The following is an 18,934-nucleotide window of genomic DNA, read 5'->3' as shown; positions in this document are numbered from 1 at the left end:
CGCGGCGGACGCTACGTCAGCTGGCGGCGCACCAGCTCGTGCAGCCGGCCCGTGGTGTCGGCGAGCAGCTGGGCCGGCGAGCCGTGCTGGACGACCTTGCCGTCCTCCATCACGATCACCCGGTCGGCGTCCAGAACCGTCGACAGCCGGTGCGCGATGACGACGCGGGTGGCGTTCAGCTTGCGAGTGCTGTCGATGACGATGCGCTGGGTGTCGTTGTCCAGGGCACTGGTGGCCTCGTCGAAGAACAGGATCCGCGGGCGCCGGATCAGGGCCTGGGCGATCATCAGGCGCTGCCGCTGACCGCCGGAGATCGCGCCGCCCGCGGCCACGATCGTGTGCAGACCCATCGGCATCCGCTTGATGTCCTCCGCGAGCCCCGCCATCTCGGCCGCCGCCATCGCCTCCTCCGGCGTGTACGGCTCGGTGCCGCAGATGACGTCCAGGATGGAGCCGGTGAACGGCTGCGCGTGCTGCAGCACGACCCCGCACTGGCGGCGCACCGCCGACTGGTCGAGCGCCGCGAGGTCCTGGCCGTCGTACAGGACACTGCCGGAGACCGGTTTGTCGAAGCCGATGAGCAGCCTGAGCAGTGTGGACTTGCCGCAGCCGCTCGGGCCGACGACCGCGACGAACTCGCCCGGCCGGATGGCGAAGGACACGTCGTCCAGGACGAGCGGGCCGTCGTCGGCGTACCGGAACGAGAGCCGGCGGGCCTCGATCGCGCCCGTCAGCGGGCCCGGGCGGGTGCTCGCCTCCCGCACCTCGGGCGTCGCCTCGAAGACCGGCTTGATCTCCTCGAACAGCGGCAGCGCGGCCACCGCGGAGACGAAGGAGCCGGTCAGCTGGGTGACCGAGGTCAGCACCATCGTCACGGACGTGTTGAAGGTGAGGAAGTCCGCCGCCGACATCGCGCCCCTCGCCGGGCCCGCGAGCAGCATGAACATCAGCAGCGTGCACACCGGCAGATAGATCCCGCCGAGCACGGTGGTGAGGTTCTTGATCCGGCCGACCTTCTGCTGCAGCTCCCGGCTGCGCGCGAACTCGCGTGCCCAGGCCGCGTAGGCGTAGTTCTCGGCCGCCGCCACCCGCAGCTTGGGCAGGCCGCGCAGGGTCTGGAAGGCCTGGTTGTTCAGCTTGTTGCCGAGCACCACCAGCTTCCGCTGCCAGCGCATCTGCCACAGCCCGAGCCCCAGGAACACCGCCGCGATCACGACGAGCATGCCGATCGCCGCCATCGCCATCGACGGGCTGTACCAGAACAGCAGGCCCAGGTTCATCCCGCCGACCGTCACGGACTGCGCGACCACCGGGCCGACGCCCGCCAGCAGCCGGCGCATCGCGCTGATGCCCATGGCGGCACTGGCGAGTTCACCCGTGGAGCGCTGGGTGAAGAACCGGGTGGGCAGCCTGAGCAGCCGGTCCCACACGGCGGGCTGCAGCGCGGCCTCGATCCGGCCCTCCAGCCGCAGGATGGACAGGTTCTCCAGCAGCGTGAACGCCGCCGCCACCACCCCGCTCACCATCACGGCCAGGCACACCTGGACGATCAGGCCCTCCTGCGCCCGCGGCACGTACTCGCCGAGCACCTTGCCGGTCGCGACCGGCACCAGCGCGCCGATCGCCACGGTCACCAGGCCCGCGAGCAGCAGACCGATGAGGTCACCGCGGGTGCCCTGGAGGCTGAACCGGAGCAGACCGAACGGCGACAGCTCCTTGTCGGGCAGCGGCCGGTAGAACATCACCGCGCGCGGCTCGAACTCTTCCGCGTTCGCCTTCTCGATCGGCGTCTCGCGCCCGGTGCCGGGGTGGACGGCCACATAGCCGCCGCGCCGCCACAGCAGTGCGACCGGCGCCCCGGACAGCGCCCGGTGCCCGACCAGCGGGCCCACGTTCTCCCGCCACCAGCGCCCCTGCAGCCGTACCGCCCGGGTGCGCACCCGCGAGGCGAGCGCCACCCGCTCGACCGGATCGAGGCGTTCGCTCTCGGTGCCGCCCTGCGCGGGCTCCGCCAGGGTGATCCCGGCCGCCTCGGCGACCAGCTTGCAGACCGCGTAGCCGGCATCCGCGTCGGCGGCCGTCGTGCGGCGGGCCGAGCGCTTGCCGATGGAGGCCAGCAGCGTCTGGTCGGCCTGGGCGCGCACCGCCTCACCGGCCTTGATCCCGGCGGCCGTGCGGTTCTCGTGCGTGCGCTCCAGCTGCTCGATCCACCGGTCCAGCGCGGTCAGCAGCCGGTACTGCTGGTCGACCATGGACTGCCACAGCGCCGGGTCCATCAGCAGATCGGCGGCGGCCTCCGCGCCGTACAGCGAGCTGTACTGGACGCTGCCCGGCGGCACCTGCATCCAGAACACGTCGTCGTCGGTGGGGGTGGCGGCGCGGTCCTCGGCCATCGGCGCCTGGAACAGGACGGACAGGCCACGGCCGACGCCGAGCGCGACCGCGTACTCCAGCGGGCTGGTCGCGGGCGGCACGTACTGGGGGTTGCCGTACTCGTCGTACGACCAGGTCTGGGTGTTCGCGGGCTGGTACAGCTCGCGCAGATTGATCCGGTGCACCACGCAGTCCCGGACCGGGCGGGCCACCAGCGTGTGCTGGGGCCCGGCGACCGGGCCGAGCAGCAGGGCGCCCGCCTCCAGCCGGCCCAGGTGGTGCCAGTGGCCCTGCTGGCCGGCGTCCACCGCGAACAGGTCCAGTGCGCCGGCCGCGACCAGCCACAGCACCTGCGGGCCTTCCAGGTCCAGGCGGTTGTGACCGGCGCAGTCGATGCGCGTGCCCAGGGAGCCCAGCGCACCGAGGACGAGATCGCCTTCGTACCCCTCCTGCACAGTCGTCATCTCATCGCTCCCTGACCAGCGCGGCGTACGCGCCGCCGTGCGCCACCAGCTCCTCGTGCCGCCCACGCTCGACGACCGTGCCGTGCTGGAGCACGACGATCTCGTCGCTGTCGCGGACGGTGCTCAGCCGGTGGGCGATCACCACACAGGCGCAGCCGCGCCGGCGCAGGTTGTCCATCACGATCAGTTCGGTCTCCGCGTCCAGCGCGCTGGTCACCTCGTCCAGCACCAGGATGCTCGGCCAGCGCACCAGCGCCCGCGCGATCTCCAGGCGCTGGCGCTGGCCGCCGGAGAAGTTGTGGCCGTCCTGCTCGACCTTGCTGTGGATGCCGCCGGGCCGGCGCATCACCACGTCGTACAGAGCCGCGTCCTTCAGCGCCTCCACCACGGCATCGTCCGGGATCGACGGATCCCACAGCGCTACGTTGTCGCGGACCGAACCCTCGAAGAGGAACACGTCCTGGTCGACGAAGGAGACGGAGGCGGCGAGCGCGCCGCGCGGAATGTCCTCCAGACGGCGGCCGTCGATGCGGATCACCCCGTCCCACGGCGCGTACAGGCCCGAGATCAGCCGGGACACCGTCGACTTGCCGCTGCCGGAGCCGCCCACGAGCGCCACCTGCTGCCCCGGACCCACGATCAGGTCGAAGCCGGTCAGCAGCGGCTGGTCCAGCGGGCTGTAGCCGAAGGTGACGTTCTCCAGCTCGACGTGCCCGTGCAGCCGGCGCGTGGAATCGCCGCCGCCCGGGCGGGCGTAGAGCGGGTCGGCCTGGAAGTTCTCCACGTCCTTCAGGCGGGCCACGTCGGCCGCGAAGTCCTGGATCCGGCCCGCCACCCCGTTCAGCCGGGTCAGCGGGGCGGTGAAGCGGGTGACCAGCGCCTGGAAGGCGACCAGCAGACCCACCGAGATGTGCCCCTCGACCGCGCGAAGCCCGCCGATCCACAGGATCAGCGCGCTGTTGAAGGTGGCGAGCGTCGGCGCGACCACCCCGAGCCAGGCGCTCGGCACCCCGAGTCGCTGCTGTTCCTCCAGGGTGGTGGCGTGCTGCCCGGCCCACTTGCGGAAGTAGCCGTCCTCACCGCCGGTCGCCTTCATCGTCTCAATCAGCTGGAGACCGGTGTACGACGTGTTGGTCAGCCGTGCCGTGTCCGCGCGCAGCTTCGCCGTGCGGGTCGCGCGCAGCCGTACGACCAGGCGCATGGCGACCACGTTCAGCAGGGCCACGCCGATGCCGACGAACGTCAGCTGCGGGTCGTAGGTGTACAGCAGCACCGCGTACAGCACGACGACGATCGCGTCCACGCCGGCCGCCGCGAGGTCGCGGGCCAGGGTCTCGGCGACCTGGTCGTTGGACTGCAGGCGCTGCACCAGGTCGGCGGGGGAGCGCTGGGCGAAGAACGTCACCGGCAGCCGCAGCAGATGGCGCAGGAACCGGGCGCTGGACAGCGTGGAGGAGATGATCCGGCCGTGCAGCAGGTTGGCCTGCTGCAGCCAGGTCAGCACCAGCGTGAGCAGCACACACGTGGCCATCGAGGCGAACAGCACGCCCAGCAGGGAGGTCTGGCCGCCGATGAGGAACTTGTCGATGTAGGTGCGGCTGAGCGCGGGCACGGCCGCGCCGACCGCGACCAGCAGCAGGCTGGCCAGGACGGCGGCGGGCAGGGTGCCGGCGGTGCCGCGCAGCCGGGCCGGCATCGCACCGAGCACGCCCGGCTTGCGGCCGCCCTTGGTGAAGCCGTCGCCCGGCTCCAGCACCAGCACCACACCGGTGAAGCTGCCGTCGAACTCCTCCATCGGCACGAACCGGCGGCCCTTGGCGGGGTCGTTGATGTACACGCCCCGCCGGCCGAAGCGGCGGCCCATGCCGTCGAAGACGACGTAGTGGTTGAACTCCCAGAACAGGATGGCCGGTGCGCGCACCTCGGCGAGGGCTGCCAGGTCCGTCTGCATGCCCTTGGCGGTCAGCCCGTAACTGCGCGCGGCCTTCAGCAGGTTGGAGGCGCGCGAGCCGTCGCGGGAGACACCGCAGGCGATCCGCAGCTCCTCCAGCGGGATGTGCCGGCCGTAGTGGCCGAGGACCATGGCGAGGGAGGCGGCGCCGCACTCGACGGCCTCCATCTGGAGCACGGTGGGCGTACGGACCGTGCCGCCACGGGGCTTGGGGACCGGCCGCTTGGCCGGGGCGGCGCGTCTGCGGCCGCGTTCCTGCGTGGTGGTCACGGGAGCAGCCAATCGACGGGATGCTGGTCGGCCAGCCTGATCGAACCGGAGGCGAGCGTCATGGAGTCCAGCCGGAACGGCGGCCCGTCGGTGGTGGACCAGCGGTAACCGCTCTTCGTGCTCGCCGACGTGTCGAGTGCCACCAGGACGGCCACCGGGCGGCCCTTGCCGGTGAACTGCTGGCCGAGCTGGCTGTCGCCGAGGAACGCGGAGATCGACTGGGCGGACTGCGCGGTGCGGTCCACCGACTTCACCCGGCCGCGCAGCACGCCGTAGGTCTGCGTCGGCACCGAGGAGACGGTGAGGTCCACGGAGGCGTGCTCCGGGATGTCGGCGGCGTTCTCGGCGGGCACGTACACCGTCGCGTACAGCGGGTCGGTGGCACGGGCGACCTTCTCCACGGCGGCCACATTGGTGCCGGTCTGGATGATCTGCCCGATGGTGGCGGCGAGCGCGGTGACCCGGCCCGCGGCGACCGTGCGGACCACCGCGGCACCCTGAGCCGTACGGACCTTGACCACGGCGGCGTCGGCGGGGAGTTGGTCGCCCTGTTTCGCGAGGACGGCCGTGACCTGGCCGGACACCGGGCTCTGCAGCAGATAGCTGCCCTGCCCGTGGGTGAGGATGGCCGGTGCGCTCACCGTGGAGGCGACCGAACCGGTCACCGCCCAGACGGAGGCCGCCGCCATCACGACGACGGTGACACCGAGGGCGAGCCAGCCCTGGGGGCGGGCCAGGCGCACCGGGAGGTCCAGCTCTTCCGGTGACTGGAGCTTGGCGAGGGCCTGTTGGCGGAACTGCACGGAACTTCCCTCACCTGTGGGAGAGACGCTGGTGGTTCAGAGCACCCGAAAACCCCGGAGCCGAGGAACGACTCCGGGACTTCCGTATGCGACGAGGCGCGATCAGAGACCGGCGACCAGGTCGGTGACCGGCTGCACGTTCAGGCCGGTGACACCCTCGACGGTGCCGACGGCGGTGTTGACCACACCGGAAACCGGGGCGATGCCGTTGACGGCACCGGTCACGGTGTTCAGGGCGTTCACGGACAGACCACCGGAAACGTTGTCCAGCTCGGCGTCCGAGATCTCGACGGTCTCAACCTGGGGGGTGGAGTTCATGATGGAACTTCCCTTCCTAATGGATATTTCACAAGGGGGGAGCGGCCCCCTCTGGGGACAGACGGACGGCCGCCGGCCGCGGGCACCGGACCCCCGTCTCCGAGAGTCCGCTGCGACCCCCGCGGTGCGATGGATCAAAGCACGCAGGCGGGGCGGGCTTCCAATCAACCAGGGCTCTCACCTGGGAACTTGAGTCACGCAAGGGGTCATCCGTGCAGGCGTGTGCACGCCATGTCGGCGACTCCTTCACATGCGGCACGGCATCGGCGCGTCCGGTCCCTTGCCTGCCGGGCGGCGAATCCGGCACTCCTCACCAAAGGAGTGCAGGGGGGCGCGCGATTGTGCAGATCCCCGGCCGTCAGTGACTTCGTTGAGTATTCAATGTGCAGATTCCCTGAAGGAGGGATTCCGCATCGCGCTCGGAACGGACCGTTACTGATCGGTGGCGGAACGTGTCAGCCCAGAATCGCGTACACCGTGCTCGCCCGGGCCGCGAGCGCCCCGGAGCCGGCGTCGCTCAGGGTGATGTCCGCGAACGCCATCCGGCGGCCCAGCTTCGTCAGGACCGCTTCGATCCGGACATCCGAACCGGTCACTGCCCGCTGGAACGACGTCGACTGCTGCACCGTCGTCATCGGCACGAAACCCCCCCCGCGCAGCGGACACCGCGATCACCGTCGCCGTGTCGGCGGCGGCCATCAGTGCCTGCCCCGAGAGCCCGCCGCCCTCCCGGGCCAACCGCTCCGACCAGGGCAGACGCAGCACCGCCCGGTCCTCGCCCACCGCCTCGACGGTCAGCCCGAGATCGAGCACCCAGGGGGCGAAGCGGGCGGAGAGGATCTTGTCGGCTTCCGCGGGGGTCATCGTCATATGGGGGATTGTTCCCGGCCGCCCCGCACGACACGCACGGCGTGGCCGATTCGCCCTCCCGGTGCGGCAGTTGCGAAACGGAATTGAACACACCGTGCGGCGGGTGCGTACGTACAGCCATCCAGGCGCCCCGATACGAACTGCCATAAGCGGCAGCCCGATACGAACTGCCCGTCAGCGGCAGACCCCCGTACCCAGGAGGTCGAGAAGTTGAGTCACAAGCGAATGCCCAAGCGCAAGGCCGCGATAGCGGTGGGCGGTGTCGCGGCGCTCGGAGCGGCGGCCCTCCTGCTGCCGAACGCCAACGCCTCACAGGACAAGGACCAGGCGTCGGCGGCCGGTGGCGTGAAGACGCTGAAGGCCACCCAGGCGTCCGGCCTCGCCGCCCAGGTCCAGAAGATGCTCGGCGACACCTTCGCCGGGTCGTACTTCGACAGCGCCAAGCAGCAACTGGTCGTCGATGTGGCCGGCGGCGACAACAACGCGATCGCCCAGGCGAAGAACGCGGGCGCGGTCGTGCGCCAGGTGAGCAACAGCGCCCGCGCCCTCAAGGCTGCCGCCGGGACGCTGAAGACCAAGGCGACGATCCCCGGCACCTCCTGGGCCGTCGACCCGCGCACCAACAAGGTCCTCGTCACCGCCGACTCCACCGTCACCGGCACGAAGTGGAACAGACTGCAGTCGACGGTGCAGAGCCTCGGCTCCGGCATGGCGACGCTGCAGAAGTCCGCCGGCGCCTTCAAGACCTTCGTCTCCGGCGGCGACGCCATCTTCTCCCAGACCCAGCAGGGCGGCGTGCGCTGCTCCCTCGGCTTCAACGTCACCGCCTCCGACGGCAGCCCCGCCTTCCTGACGGCCGGTCACTGCGGAGTCGCCGCGAAGGCCTGGTCCGACTCGCAGAACGGCCAGCCCATCGCCACCGTGGACCAGGCCAAGTTCCCCGGCAACGACTTCTCGCTGGTCAAGTACAACGACAAGACCACCCAGGCGCCCAGCGAGGTCAACGCGGGCAACGGTCAGACCGTGCAGATCACCAAGGCCGCCGATGCCACCGTCGGCGAGACCGTGTTCCGCATGGGCTCCACCACCGGCCTGCACAACGGCCAGGTCACCGGGCTCAACGCCACCGTGAACTTCGCGAGCGAGACGAACCCGGGCGGCACCGACACCGTCAACGGCCTCATACAGACCAACGTCTGTGCCGAGGCCGGCGACAGCGGCGGCTCCCTGTTCACCCAGGACGGCAGCGCCGTAGGCCTCACCTCCGGCGGCAGCGGCGACTGCAAGAGCGGCGGCGAGACCTTCTTCCAGCCGGTCACCGCCGCCCTGCAGGCCACGGGCGCGACCCTCGGCAACGGCGGCAACGGCGGCAACGGCGGCAACGCGGGGAACGGCGGCAACGCGGGGAACGGCGGCAACGCGGGCAACGGTGGTAACGCGGGCAACGGCGGAGGCGACCAGTCGGGCTCCGCGGCCCCGTCGGCCTCGGCCGGCGACCCGTCCGGCGCGGGCGGGAACCAGATCGGTGGCGCGGGGGATCAGTCGGGTTCCGCCGCCCCGTCGGCCTCGGCCGGTGACCCGTCCGCTTCGGCCACCGACCCGTCCGGTGTCGGATCCGGCTCTGGCTCCGGCGCCGGCGACCAGTCCGGCAGCGGGAGCGACCCGTCCGGAGCCGGCTCCGCGAACGCCGGGTCGTCGTTGACCGGCACGCGTTAGGCGCTCCGCGGGTAGGGCCGCGACGGGTGGGTGCCGCGATCAGGTCGTCCTTCGCCTGCGGCGACACCGGGGCTGGTCCCGCCCGTGCGGCGGAGCCGCATGCCGAACACAGCCCCGCGCCCCGTCGGGTGCCGGCGGGCACCCGAACGCTCCGGCCGGCCCTACCGGCGGTTCCGGTCAGCCGGGGTGGCCCGGCCCTCCGGCGGGAGGGCCGGGCCGGGTCAGGTGTGCTTGGCCGCGCGCAGCAGCAGGACCGCCACGTCGTCCATCCGGTCCCGGGCCGCCGCGCTGTTCCGGACGAGCTCGTCGGCGAGCTCGTCCAGCGGCTGGTCGCCGATCTCCGACAGCAGCCCGCCGAGCCCCACCAGCGAGTCCTCGATGTCGATGCCCGGCGCCTCCACCAGACCGTCGGTGTACAGGACGAGCACCGATCCGGGCGTGAGGGACACCTCGGTCGTCGGATACACCGCCGCCGCGTCGATCCCGAGCAGCGGGCCGCCCGCCAGGTCCAGCACCCGTACCCGCCCGTCCGGCCGCCGCAGCAGCGGCGGCGGATGCCCCGCCCGCGCCATGACGGCCCGCCCGCGCGCCGGGTCGAGCCGCAGATACAGACAGCTGGCGAACAGCTCGGTGCCGAGGTCGATCAGTAGCCGGTTGGTGCTGCTCATGACCTCGTGCGGCGCCTGCCCGACCGTGGTGTACGCCCGCACGCCGGTGCGGATCTGCCCCATCAGGCCCGCCGCGGTCACGTTGTGCCCCTGGACGTCCCCGATCACGGCCGCCGTCAGCGGCAGACTCGGCACCAGGTCGTAGAAGTCGCCGCCGATGTCCATGCCGTGGGTGGCCGGCAGATAGCGGGCGGCGGCCTCGATGCCGGGCGGCGGGGCGAGTGAGCGCGGCAGCAGGGCCTGCTGGAGCCCGTGCGCGAGCCGGTGCTTGGCGTCGTAGAGCTGGGCCCGTTCCAGCGCCTGCGCGATCAGCCCGCCCAGGGACGTCAGTACGGCCCGCTCGTCGGCCGGGAAGACATGCGGCTCGGCGTAGGCCAGCACACAAGTTCCCACCGGCCGCCCGGACGCGATCAGCGGCAGATACGCCCAGGCCGCGAAGCCGTCCGGACTCGCGTGCCGGCCCGGATAGAGCCGCTCCAGTTCCTCCTGGGAGTCGAAGAACGCCGGTACCCCGCTGTTCAGCACGTGGGTGCCCGGGGTCCGCTCGCTCAGCGGCAGCCCGTGGAACCGCTCGACGACGTGCGGATCGTACCCGCGATGCCCCAGCACATGGAGCCGTCCGCCCTGCGTACCGAGGACCACCATCGCCTGGCTGCCGACCGCCGCGGCCACCTCGTCCCAGATCAGCTGCACCACGTCCTGCACCCCGGCCGCCTCGGTCAGCGCCGCCGCGAGGCCCAGCACCTGGGAGATCGTCACCAGCCGGGAGGGGGACACATCCGCCTGCGGCGCCCCGCGCGCGATCTCCGCCACCGCCCGCGCCCGGCTGATCCGCATGCTCAGCCCGGTCGTGCTCGGATACAACCGGAACGACAGCCACTCGCCCGGCGGGCGCAGCGCCACGAACGACGTCACCTGCTGGCTGAGCAGCGCACCCCGGTAACGGTCCTCGTACATCGGATCGTTCAGCCAGGGCACCGAAACCCACGGCAGCGTGCCGAGCAGGTCCCCGACGGGCCGGCCGAGCAACTCGGCGCCGGCCGCGTTGACGAACGCGATCCGGCCGTGCAGATCCAGCGACACCAGCCCGTACGGCAGCCGGGACACCATCCGCGCCGCCTCCACCGAGCCCAGCGTGTCCGACACGCCCGCCACCGGGGTCGCCACCACCTCGGACGCGTCGAGGGCGAGCGGCCGGCCCTCCCGCGCGGCCCGCTCCAGCCGTAGCGCCAGCCGGTCGCAGGCCGCCCACAGACCGTCGCGCTCCCTGTCGGACAGCTCCGGCGGATGCGCGCCGGGCCAGGTCACGAACACCGCGCCGTACACCTGCCGCTCCGTCGCCACGGGCAGCGCGGCCAGCGCGAACGGGTACGGCAGCACCACCGCGATGCGCGGATAGCGGTGGGCCATCTCCTCCTCGCCACCCACCCATACGAGCCGCCGTTCGCGCGCCGCGTCGGCGACCGGGATCGGCGCGCTCAGCCCGACCCGCTCCCACGGCGCCGCGAATGCCCGGGGCATGCCCGCGTGCACCGTCATCTCCAGCACTCGCTCCTCGGGCCTGAGCAGATACACCGCGCCGGAGTGCGCGTGCACGTCCTGCATCATCGAGACCAGTGCGAGCGACAGCACCGGCAGGGCGGCGGACGCCTTGTCGGCCGCCGGTGCCGGCCCAGGCCCGTCGGACACGGCGACCACCTCCTCCGCGTCGCGCGTCCTGGGGACAAGATTCCCTCGCAGGGGCCCGCCGCGCACGGCGAGCGGCCGCCCGGTCCGGGCACCGGGCCCCATGGTCCGGGGCACCGGGCCCCACCCGGCGGGTCGCCCCCATTACCCCACCCGCCCGCACTCATGCCCGAGGAACCGAAGCGCGGGCGGCGTACGGGCGCCTCGCGTGCGCCCCCGCGCACCCTGATGGCCGGATCTCCGCGCCCGCAGACGGTATCGGCACTCAAGAATGGGCACGCGCTTTCCCAGCCGCAGGTGCGGTGCGGAGGGCCGTGGGCGTGGCGGGCCGCGAGGGGTGAAGAGGGTGTGGACCGCGACGGCAGGGGTGACGACGGCGAACGGGTGTGGGACGACCATCCGAGGGGGCGGGGCATGATCCGGGTGCTGCTGGTGCACGATGCGTGTCTGGTGCGATCGGTTCTGGCGGAATGGCTGAGGGGGGAGCAGGGGCTGGATGTGGACGACACGCCGTGGCGGGGTGCCGCCGCCCGGGTGCGGTCGTCCTGTCCGGACGTGTGCGCGGCGGACCTCGACTGTGCCGACGGCCAAGGGGTGCCCCCGCTCGGCGAGCTGTGTCCGCCCGGCACCGGCGGCAGGCCGCCGGCGCTCGTGGTGCTGGCCCAGGCGAACCGGCCGGGCCTGCTGAAGCGGGCCGCCGAGGCGGGCGCGCTCGGCTTCGTAGACAAGGCCGGCTCACCGGACCGGCTGGTGCGCGCCATCCGGTCCGTCGCCCAGCGGGAACGTTTCGTCGATGACTCGCTGGGCTTCGGCTTCCTCAAGGCGGCCCAGATGCCGCTCACCAGACGCGAGCTGAGCGTGCTGTCGCTGGCCGCCGCGGGCGCGTCCATCGCGGAGATCGCCGGCAGCCTGCACCTGTCCTACGGCACCGTCCGCAACTACATGGCGTCGATCACCCGCAAGACCGGCGCGCGGAACCGCGTCGACGCGATTCGGATATCGCGCGGTGAGGGGTGGGTGTGAGGGAGCAGGGTTGAGGAAGTGTGACTAGCGGGGCAGCGGTGCCGGGCGGGGTGTCCAGCGGCCCGCCAGGTCCCGGTACAGGGGCGAGGCGCGCAGCAGCTCGTCGTGGGTGCCGCAGGTGGTGCGCGCGCCGTCCATGACCAGGATCCGGTCGGCGCGGCGGGCGGAACTGATCCGGTGCGCGACGACGATCAGCGTGCCGCCCGGACGTGCCGCGAAGGCCCGCTCCGCACGCGCCTCCGCCTCCGGATCGAGATGACAGGTTGCCTCGTCCAGCAGGGCCAGCGGGGCGGGGGAGAGGTAGGCACGGGCCAGGGCGATCAACTGCCGCTCCCCCGCGGAGAGCTCCGCCGGATCGACCGGGGCGCTGGGGCCGCCCAGCCTTTTCAGCAGGGGGGTGAGACCGACCGCGTCGGCGGCTGCCAGCAGCTCGGGCTCCGGTACGGGGTCGTCGCGGAAGAGGGTGAGGTTCTCGGCCAGGGTGCCGGTATGGACGTAGGCCTCTTGCGGGATGAGCACGGTGGCCTGCGGCGCGGGGCTGGGGCGGTCGTGGATGCGGATGGTGCCTTGCTGCGGGGTGAGCAGGCCGGTGATGAGGCTGGTGAGCGTGGACTTTCCGATGCCGCTGGGGCCTACGACGGCCAGATGGGCGCCTGCGGGGAGGGTGAGGTCGAGGTTGTGGAGGACGGGTTCGCTGGTGGGGCCGTAGGCGAAGGTGAGGGAGGTGATGGAGAGTGCGTTGTGCGCGCAGGAGGAAGGGGGCAGTGCGGTCGTACGGCGGGTGTCCGGCCGGTGTGGCTGATCGCGCTCACACGGCGGTAGCCGCACCTCGGACTCGGCCCCGTGCCCCCGGGGCCGTTGGACGGTCAGTCGGCCGAGGACCACCGTCAGGCGGGAGCCGCTCGTGCCCAGGCCGTGGATGAGGTTGTTCAGGGCCGGGAGCAGGGACTGGGTGACGTAGGCGAGGGCGCCGACGAGGGCGCCCGGGGTGACGTCGTGGGCGAGCAGCCAGGGGGCGGTGAGCAGGAGCAGGATCGCCGGGAGTTCGCCGCCTACGGCCAGGGCGGCCACGCGGGTCGCGCTCCAACGAGCCAGGGCGCGGGCGGTCCGTAGTTCTGCGTCGGTGCGTCGGCCGATGGCGTCGGCTACGTGCTTCTCGGCGCCGGACGCGGTGATGTCCCGCAACCCCGGGAGCGCTTCGCCCAGTTCCTGGGCCAGTGCCTCGTCGGCGGCGAGGTACGCCTCCTGCCGGCGGGCCAGCGGCTTGAGCGTCGCGGCGAACAGGGCCACCCCGGCGAGCAGCGGAGGCAGGACGACCGCGAGCAGCAGCGGGGCCAACGAACACAGGCCGATCAGGGCGCCGACCGCCGTGAACAGGAACGAACGGGTCACCATCACGACCCCGGCGAGCGTGTCCCGGGCGATCTCCACCTGCTGGGTGAGCCCGGACAGCGCACCCGCGTCCGCCTCCCGCACCCCGCGCGCGACCACCCCCGCCACCAGGCGGTCCCGGGCCGGTTCGACCAGCGCCGCGACCACGCCGTACACCCGCCCGGTCCCGTACGCCCCCGCACACACCGCGAGCCCCGCGGCCCCCAGCCACAGCAGACCCGTCCGCGCGTTTCCGGCCAGGAACCCGGCGTCCAGGGCCCGCGCGAGGGCATATCCGACGACGAAGGTCTGTCCCGCCTCCAGTACGGACCAGGCGCCGAGCCGCACCAGCACCCGCCGGCGCGCCCGCAGAAAGCCCCTTGCCCGCCGCCGCATCAGCGCCGCCGTCAGCCCCGCGCCTCCGTCCCGGTCCCGCGCCGGCATCGCCATCACCCCCGCACCTCCGTCCCGACCTCGCTCCCGCTCCCGACCTCGCTCCCGCTCCCGACCTCGCTCCCGCTCCCGACCTCGCTCCCGCTCCCGACCTCGCTCACGTCCCTGACTTCGCCCTCGCCCCCGAACACGGCCCGGTACTCCGCCTCCCGCCACAGTTCCCGGTGTGTGCCGACCGCTCTGACCCGGCCGGCGTCCAGCCAGGCGACGCGGTCGGCGCGGGCCGCGGTCGTCGCACGGTGGGCGATCAGCAGCCGGGTGCGGTCCGGGTCGGCGGTCAGCAAGGTCTCGGTGATCCGGTGTTCCGTGACCGTGTCGAGGCTGGACAGGGCGTCGTCGAGGATCAGCAGTCGGCCGCCCTGTGCGAAGGCGCGGGCGAGGCCCAGGCGTTGGGACTCGCCACCGGAGCGGGGCGCGTCGGCGGTTCGGGTGGCGTAGCCGTCGGGGAGACGGCGTACGAAGTCGTCGGCGTGGGCGCGCCGGGCGGCGGCGCGGACGGCGGCCGGGGTGGCGGGCGTGCACCCGAAGGCGATGGTGTCCTCGACGGTCGTGCCCGGCAGGGCGGGGCGCTCGAAGGCGTAGGCGACGGCGCGGCGCAGTTCGCCGTGGGTGAGGTCGCGCAGGCGGGCGCCGTCGAGGAGGACCTCGCCCGCGTCGGGGTCGGCGAGCCGGCCGGCGATCTGTGCGAGCAGGGACTTGCCGGCGCCGGAGCGGCCGACGACCGCCAGGGTGGTGCCGCCCGGGATCGTCAGGTCGACGCCGTCAAGGACGGTCCGTCCGCCGCGGAGCGCCGTGACCGAACGTAGCTCCAACCGGCCGCTTCCAGAGGGAAGTTGGCCGTTGCCGTGTTCGGGTGCGGGTTCGGCCAGCACCTCGGCGAGCCGGCCGGTCGCCGCACGGGCCCGGCCGAGCGCGGCCAGCCGGCCGACGAGCGCACCGACGCCCGTGGCGAGCACCGCGTACCGGGAAGCGGCCAGCACCTCGCCCACCGACAGACGGTGCCGGGCCAGCAGCAGTCCGGCCACCGCCAGCACGCCCAGGTTCAGCAGCGGTGCCACGGTGACCGCCTGTGCGGCGGCCCTGCCCTGCACCCGCCACATGCGGTGCCCGGCGCGCGACAGTTCGGGCAGCGGCGCAAGGATCCGGGCGGTCTCGCGGTCCTCGGCGCCCGCGGCCCGGATCGTACGGGACCCGCCGACCGCCTCCGCCAGTGCGCGGGCGATCCGGCCCTGCGCCCGTTGGTAGTCGGCCACGCACGCCGTCGTGTCCCGGGCGAAGGCGCGCAGCAGCAGGGCCAGCACCGGCGCTCCGGCGAGGAACACGGCCGCCAGGCAGGGGTCGATGAGACCGAGCGCCACCACACCCCCGACGGGCCCGGCGAACGCGGCGAGCAGCGCGGCCAGCGCGCCCGGCGCCGTCCCGGCCTGTGTCGCGTTGCCGACCAGCCGCGCCACCAGGTCCCCGGCACCGAACCGGGCCGTCGCCCGCGGGCCCAGCGCCAGGACGTGCCCGGTCAGCCGCCGGCGCAGCCATGCGGTCGCCTCGGCGTCACAGGTGCCGGTGAGCACGCCCGCGCAGCCGTCCAGCAGGGCCAGCAGCAGGACGAGGCCGGCACAGCCGGCGACCCAGCGGGCGGCCGGGGCGTGGGCCAGCAGCAGGTCCAGGGTGTGGCCGAGCAGGGCGGGCAGGACGAGGCCGGCCGCCGTGGCGGTCGTACTCACGGCGCACAGCGCGGCACAGCGGGCGCCGCCCTGACGCAGCACCGCGCGCGACATCTCACGGCCGGACGCCGAAGTGGCGCTGTCGGGGCGGGAGTTCATCGGCTGGGGCCTCGCTCGGGTCGAACGGGAACGGGAAGGCTCCGGACGGCCTCTCCCACCGGGGAGGGTGCCGTCCGGAGCCGTGGACTCACCGGCCCGGTCAGAGACAGAGCAGAACGCTCGCCGCGGAGACGCAGGAGAGCAGGCTCACGGTGCTTGCGCCGTCGTGTGCGTCGGTCTCGGACTCGAGGGTCTGCAGGTCGAGAAGTGCCATGGTCGTTGTCCTTTCCCTTGGTTCGGGGACGGGGTTGTGTCACGACTCCGTCAGAGTGCGGAGCCGCGGGTGGGGGCCGCCGGTGGCGGCGGGAGGAAGGGCAGGTGCGCGGTGTCGGCGCCGTCGCGGGCCGCGGCGAGCGCGAGCAGACAGCCCGCCGTGCCCGTGGCGAGGTCCATGGAGAGCCGCATCATCTGGTGCCCGGGGAAGGCCAGTTGGCCCTGATAGTCCATCGCGAACCAGCCGAGCCCCGCGATCTGCTGCTCCAGCCGCTCCTGTGTGGCGCCCGGGGCGGCGGAGCGGGCGAGGTGCAGGATCATTCCGGCGCGGCCCTGGAAGAGGCCGGGCTGGGCGTAGAAGCGGGAAGTGGCGGCGGTCAGGATGCCGGCCCGGGCGCGCTCGAACGTCACGCGGTCCGCCCGCGCCGCCGAGCCGCTGCCTCCGCGTGCCGCCGCGTCGCTGTCCCGCTGCGTCGGGGAATCGCTGCCCCGGTGGATCGGAGAATCGCTGCCCCGGTGGGTCGGAGCGTCGCCACCCCCGTGCGCCGGAGTACCGCTGTCGGTGTGCGCCAGATAGTCGTCGAGGACCAGCCCGATCCCCGCGCTCCCGTCGCCGAGGTAGGGCAGCGTCCGCCAGCCCTCGTCCACCTCCAGGCCGCCACCCGCCTTCTGGGTGACGCAGCGGTCCAGGTCACGGCGGAGCGCCTCGCCCGCCGCCGTCAGAAAGCGGCTGTCAGCGGTCTGCTCGTACCGCCGCAGGAGGAACAGCGCGGGGCCGCTCGCGCCGCGCAGCAGTCCGGCGCGCCGGTTCGGGGTGTCCGGGACCGGTTCGGCGAGTCGCCGTACGAGGATGTCGGCGGCCTCGGCGGCGTGTTGCCGCAGGGCCGGTTCACCGGTCGTGTCCGCGAGCCGGGCCAGGACCAGGCCCAGCCCGGCGAGTCCGCCGTGCAGGTCGGAGGCGAGCGCGTGCCAGTTCTCCCGCAGGATGCCGTCGATCAGGTCCAACGCCCGCTGCCGGTGGCCGAGTTGGTCGAGGACCAGGGCGACGCCCGCGAGGCCGTCGTACAGGCCGAGCGGGGTGCCGGGCGGCGGCGGGGCGGTACGGTCGAGCAGCCAGCGCTCGCCCTCGTCGTAGCGGCCGGCCCCGGACGCCTGGAGCGCGTACAGCACCCCGGCCGCGCCGTGCGCGATGCCGAGGCCGCCGCCGTCCGCGAACTGGGCGATGTCACCGGGGAAGAGCCGGTCGTCGCGTTCCGGGGTGGCGCAGGCGAGGATCGCCTTCACCATCGAGTCCCGGCTGTAGGGCCAGTCGCCGGGTACCACCGGCGGGGCGGGCCGGCTGCGCCGCCCGCCCGCGACGTCCCGGGTGATCTCCGCGACCGCCTCGTCCAGGAAGGCACGCGGCACGTCCGGGAACTGCTCGGCGATCACCTCGGCGAGATGCGCCGCCTTGCCGCGGTCCACCACGAACAGCGTGGTCACCGGCAGGAACAGGGCGAGCCGCAGACAGGCCAGCGCATAGCGGTCGACATCGGTGCCGCGCCGGTCCGGCGGGGCGAAGAAGCCGGGGTGGGCGACGGTCTGCCGGGCGTTCTCCGCGGCTGGGGCGGCGGCCTCGAAGTCGATGAGAAACACCGACTGTTCGTCCTCGGCCACCATGATGTTGAAGACATGCAGGTCGTTGAAGACCAGCCCGCGCTCGTGCACCGCCGCCACCGCCCGCTCCACCGCCGCGTGGATCCGCAGCGCCCACGCCGTGTACGCGGCGATCCGGGCCGGGTCGGGATCGGGCGTGAGCAGTGGATGCCGTTCGGCGAAGAAGGAATTGAGCGGACGGCCCGCCAGGTGGTCCATGACCAGGAACCGGTGCTCGCCGAGCGTGAACCAGTCCCGTACCTCGGGCACCACACCGGTCCCGGCGACCCGTTCCAGCGCCGCCTTCTCCCGCTCCAGCCGGGCCACCGCGTCCGCGCCGTCGGCGGCGAGCCCCGCGTGCGGCCGGGCCTCCTTGAGCACCACCCGGCGTCCGCTAGGCGTGTCGGTGCCGGCGTACACACCGCCGCCGTTGGAGAAGTGCAGCGCCTTCTCGATGCGGTACGGCAGCTCGCCGACCGTCGTGGTGTTGCGCGCCTCCAGATGCGGCCGCAGGAACGCGGGCAGCGTCACCCACTCGGGCACCTGGAAGGACGGCGCCCGCCGGTCCGGCACCAGCCCGCCCGCGCCGTCGGCGACGGCGAGGACCAGCGAGCCCCGCTCGTCCACGACGTACCGGCGGGCGAAGGCGCCGTAGCGGACATAGAGCGGACCGTCGTGCCAGCGCAGGTCGGTGAGGATGTACGGCCCCTCGAAACCCTCCAGCAGCGCGCCCAGTTCACGCAGCGTCCGCTGCAACTGATCCTCGTCCGCCGGATACACCGTGACGAACTTGCCGCTCGTGTCGCGGCCGGCGTACTTGGCGTTGCGCAGGTGCAGCAGGTGCGGGCCCGGCACGAACTTGAAGGGGATGCGGCGCGGCACACAGTAGTCCCACACGATGCCCGCGATCCGCTCCGCGTTCGCGGCGGTCGCCGAGGCGTGGATCTTCCAGCCCTGCGCCGGTGCGTCGAGCGGCGCGCCGGCGGAGTCCACCGGGGTCAGTGTCAGCCAGTCGCCGGAGCGCGCCGCGTGCCAGCCGTCGGGGACGGTGCGACGCGCCGTCGCGAACAGCGGCGCCGGCTCACCGCCCGCCCCCGCGAGCCGGTCGGGCGTGTCGTAGAAGTGCCCGTCGGCGAGCGCGTACACCTCGTACCGCTTGTCCATGCGCCTTACGCCCTCCTCGTGTGAACGGAGAAGACACTCGCAGGAGTCGGGAGGTCGCGGACAGTCACGTCTGTCACGAGGACACCGTGCGGAACTCATGGGTCAAGATGCGTTCGGCGACTTTCGAACGAACCGG

General features: G+C 73.0%; 11 protein-coding genes and 1 pseudogene. 2 read left to right on the top strand and 10 right to left on the bottom strand.

What is annotated here, in order from left to right; genetic code table 11:
• Window positions 1-11: 11 nt before the first annotated feature.
• The 5 genes and pseudogenes from AB5L52_RS04850 to AB5L52_RS04830 form a co-directional block, all read right to left on the bottom strand.
• Window positions 12-2,837, bottom strand: coding sequence for an NHLP bacteriocin export ABC transporter permease/ATPase subunit (locus AB5L52_RS04850; RefSeq protein ID WP_369362741.1), 2,826 nt, complete (start codon window positions 2,835-2,837; stop codon window positions 12-14).
• 1 nt (window position 2,838) lies between these two features.
• The gene (locus AB5L52_RS04845) at window positions 2,839-5,058 is read right to left on the bottom strand and encodes an NHLP family bacteriocin export ABC transporter peptidase/permease/ATPase subunit (protein WP_369362740.1); all 2,220 of its coding nucleotides are present in this window, start codon (window positions 5,056-5,058) and stop codon (window positions 2,839-2,841) included.
• On the bottom strand, window positions 5,055-5,861 hold the full coding sequence (locus AB5L52_RS04840) for an HlyD family efflux transporter periplasmic adaptor subunit (RefSeq protein WP_369362739.1): 807 nt from the start codon (window positions 5,859-5,861) through the stop codon (window positions 5,055-5,057). The genes AB5L52_RS04845 and AB5L52_RS04840 overlap by 4 nt, the downstream gene beginning before the upstream one ends.
• A 102-nt stretch (window positions 5,862-5,963) precedes the next feature.
• Entirely contained in the window at window positions 5,964-6,179 is a 216-nt protein-coding gene (locus AB5L52_RS04835; protein ID WP_351030274.1) for a type A2 lantipeptide, read from the bottom strand.
• Between the two features lie 455 nt (window positions 6,180-6,634).
• Window positions 6,635-7,049, bottom strand: a pseudogene (locus AB5L52_RS04830) (PaaI family thioesterase).
• A gap of 225 nt (window positions 7,050-7,274) precedes the next feature.
• Here AB5L52_RS04830 and AB5L52_RS04825 point away from each other — a divergent pair.
• Window positions 7,275-8,765, top strand: a complete 1,491-nt coding sequence (locus AB5L52_RS04825; RefSeq protein ID WP_369368811.1) for a S1 family peptidase — start codon at window positions 7,275-7,277, stop codon at window positions 8,763-8,765.
• A gap of 221 nt (window positions 8,766-8,986) precedes the next feature.
• Here the strand turns inward: AB5L52_RS04825 and AB5L52_RS04820 are convergent, their stop codons facing one another.
• Window positions 8,987-11,122, bottom strand: a complete 2,136-nt coding sequence (locus AB5L52_RS04820) for a SpoIIE family protein phosphatase (protein ID WP_351030269.1) — start codon at window positions 11,120-11,122, stop codon at window positions 8,987-8,989.
• Window positions 11,123-11,533: 411 nt separating this feature from the next.
• Here AB5L52_RS04820 and AB5L52_RS04815 point away from each other — a divergent pair, with 411 nt between their 5' ends.
• The gene (locus AB5L52_RS04815) at window positions 11,534-12,142 is read left to right on the top strand and encodes a response regulator transcription factor (RefSeq protein WP_351030419.1); all 609 of its coding nucleotides are present in this window, start codon (window positions 11,534-11,536) and stop codon (window positions 12,140-12,142) included.
• 24 nt (window positions 12,143-12,166) lie between these two features.
• On the opposite strand, the gene AB5L52_RS04810 is transcribed toward AB5L52_RS04815, so the two are convergent.
• The 4 genes from AB5L52_RS04810 to lanKC all read right to left on the bottom strand — a co-directional run bounded on the left by AB5L52_RS04810 (window position 12,167) and on the right by lanKC (window position 18,798).
• Window positions 12,167-13,963: an ATP-binding cassette domain-containing protein gene (locus AB5L52_RS04810; RefSeq protein ID WP_369362738.1), complete on the bottom strand. Its 1,797-nt coding sequence runs from the start codon at window positions 13,961-13,963 to the stop codon at window positions 12,167-12,169.
• Window positions 13,963-15,741, bottom strand: coding sequence for an ATP-binding cassette domain-containing protein (locus AB5L52_RS04805; protein WP_369368810.1), 1,779 nt, complete (start codon window positions 15,739-15,741; stop codon window positions 13,963-13,965). Before AB5L52_RS04805 ends, AB5L52_RS04810 begins: the two co-directional genes overlap by 1 nt.
• A gap of 145 nt (window positions 15,742-15,886) precedes the next feature.
• The gene (locus tag AB5L52_RS04800; protein WP_076082597.1) at window positions 15,887-16,000 is read right to left on the bottom strand and encodes a SapB/AmfS family lanthipeptide; all 114 of its coding nucleotides are present in this window, start codon (window positions 15,998-16,000) and stop codon (window positions 15,887-15,889) included.
• A gap of 50 nt (window positions 16,001-16,050) precedes the next feature.
• Entirely contained in the window at window positions 16,051-18,798 is a 2,748-nt protein-coding gene (lanKC, locus tag AB5L52_RS04795; protein WP_369362737.1) for a class III lanthionine synthetase LanKC, read from the bottom strand.
• Between the last annotated feature and the right edge of the window lie 136 nt (window positions 18,799-18,934).

Origin of the sequence: Streptomyces sp. CG4 (genome assembly GCF_041080655.1) — a bacterium.
Classification (GTDB): Bacteria; Actinomycetota; Actinomycetes; order Streptomycetales; family Streptomycetaceae; genus Streptomyces.
The sequence above is the reverse complement of the archived record's forward strand: the minus strand, read 5'-3'. Positions and strand labels throughout refer to the sequence as shown.

Excerpts from the sequence above, each read along its gene's own strand:
- AB5L52_RS04850 (WP_369362741.1), bottom strand. The coding sequence starts at position 2,837 with ATGACGACTGTGCAGGAGGGGTACGAAGGCGATCTCGTCCTCGGTGCG.
- AB5L52_RS04800 (WP_076082597.1), bottom strand. The coding sequence starts at position 16,000 with ATGGCACTTCTCGACCTGCAGACCCTCGAGTCCGAGACCGACGCACAC.
- AB5L52_RS04825 (WP_369368811.1), top strand. The coding sequence starts at position 7,275 with ATGCCCAAGCGCAAGGCCGCGATAGCGGTGGGCGGTGTCGCGGCGCTC.
- AB5L52_RS04835 (WP_351030274.1), bottom strand. The coding sequence starts at position 6,179 with ATGAACTCCACCCCCCAGGTTGAGACCGTCGAGATCTCGGACGCCGAG.
- AB5L52_RS04810 (WP_369362738.1), bottom strand. The coding sequence starts at position 13,963 with ATGGCGATGCCGGCGCGGGACCGGGACGGAGGCGCGGGGCTGACGGCG.
- AB5L52_RS04815 (WP_351030419.1), top strand. The coding sequence starts at position 11,534 with ATGATCCGGGTGCTGCTGGTGCACGATGCGTGTCTGGTGCGATCGGTT.
- lanKC (WP_369362737.1), bottom strand. The coding sequence starts at position 18,798 with ATGGACAAGCGGTACGAGGTGTACGCGCTCGCCGACGGGCACTTCTAC.
- AB5L52_RS04805 (WP_369368810.1), bottom strand. The coding sequence starts at position 15,741 with ATGTCGCGCGCGGTGCTGCGTCAGGGCGGCGCCCGCTGTGCCGCGCTG.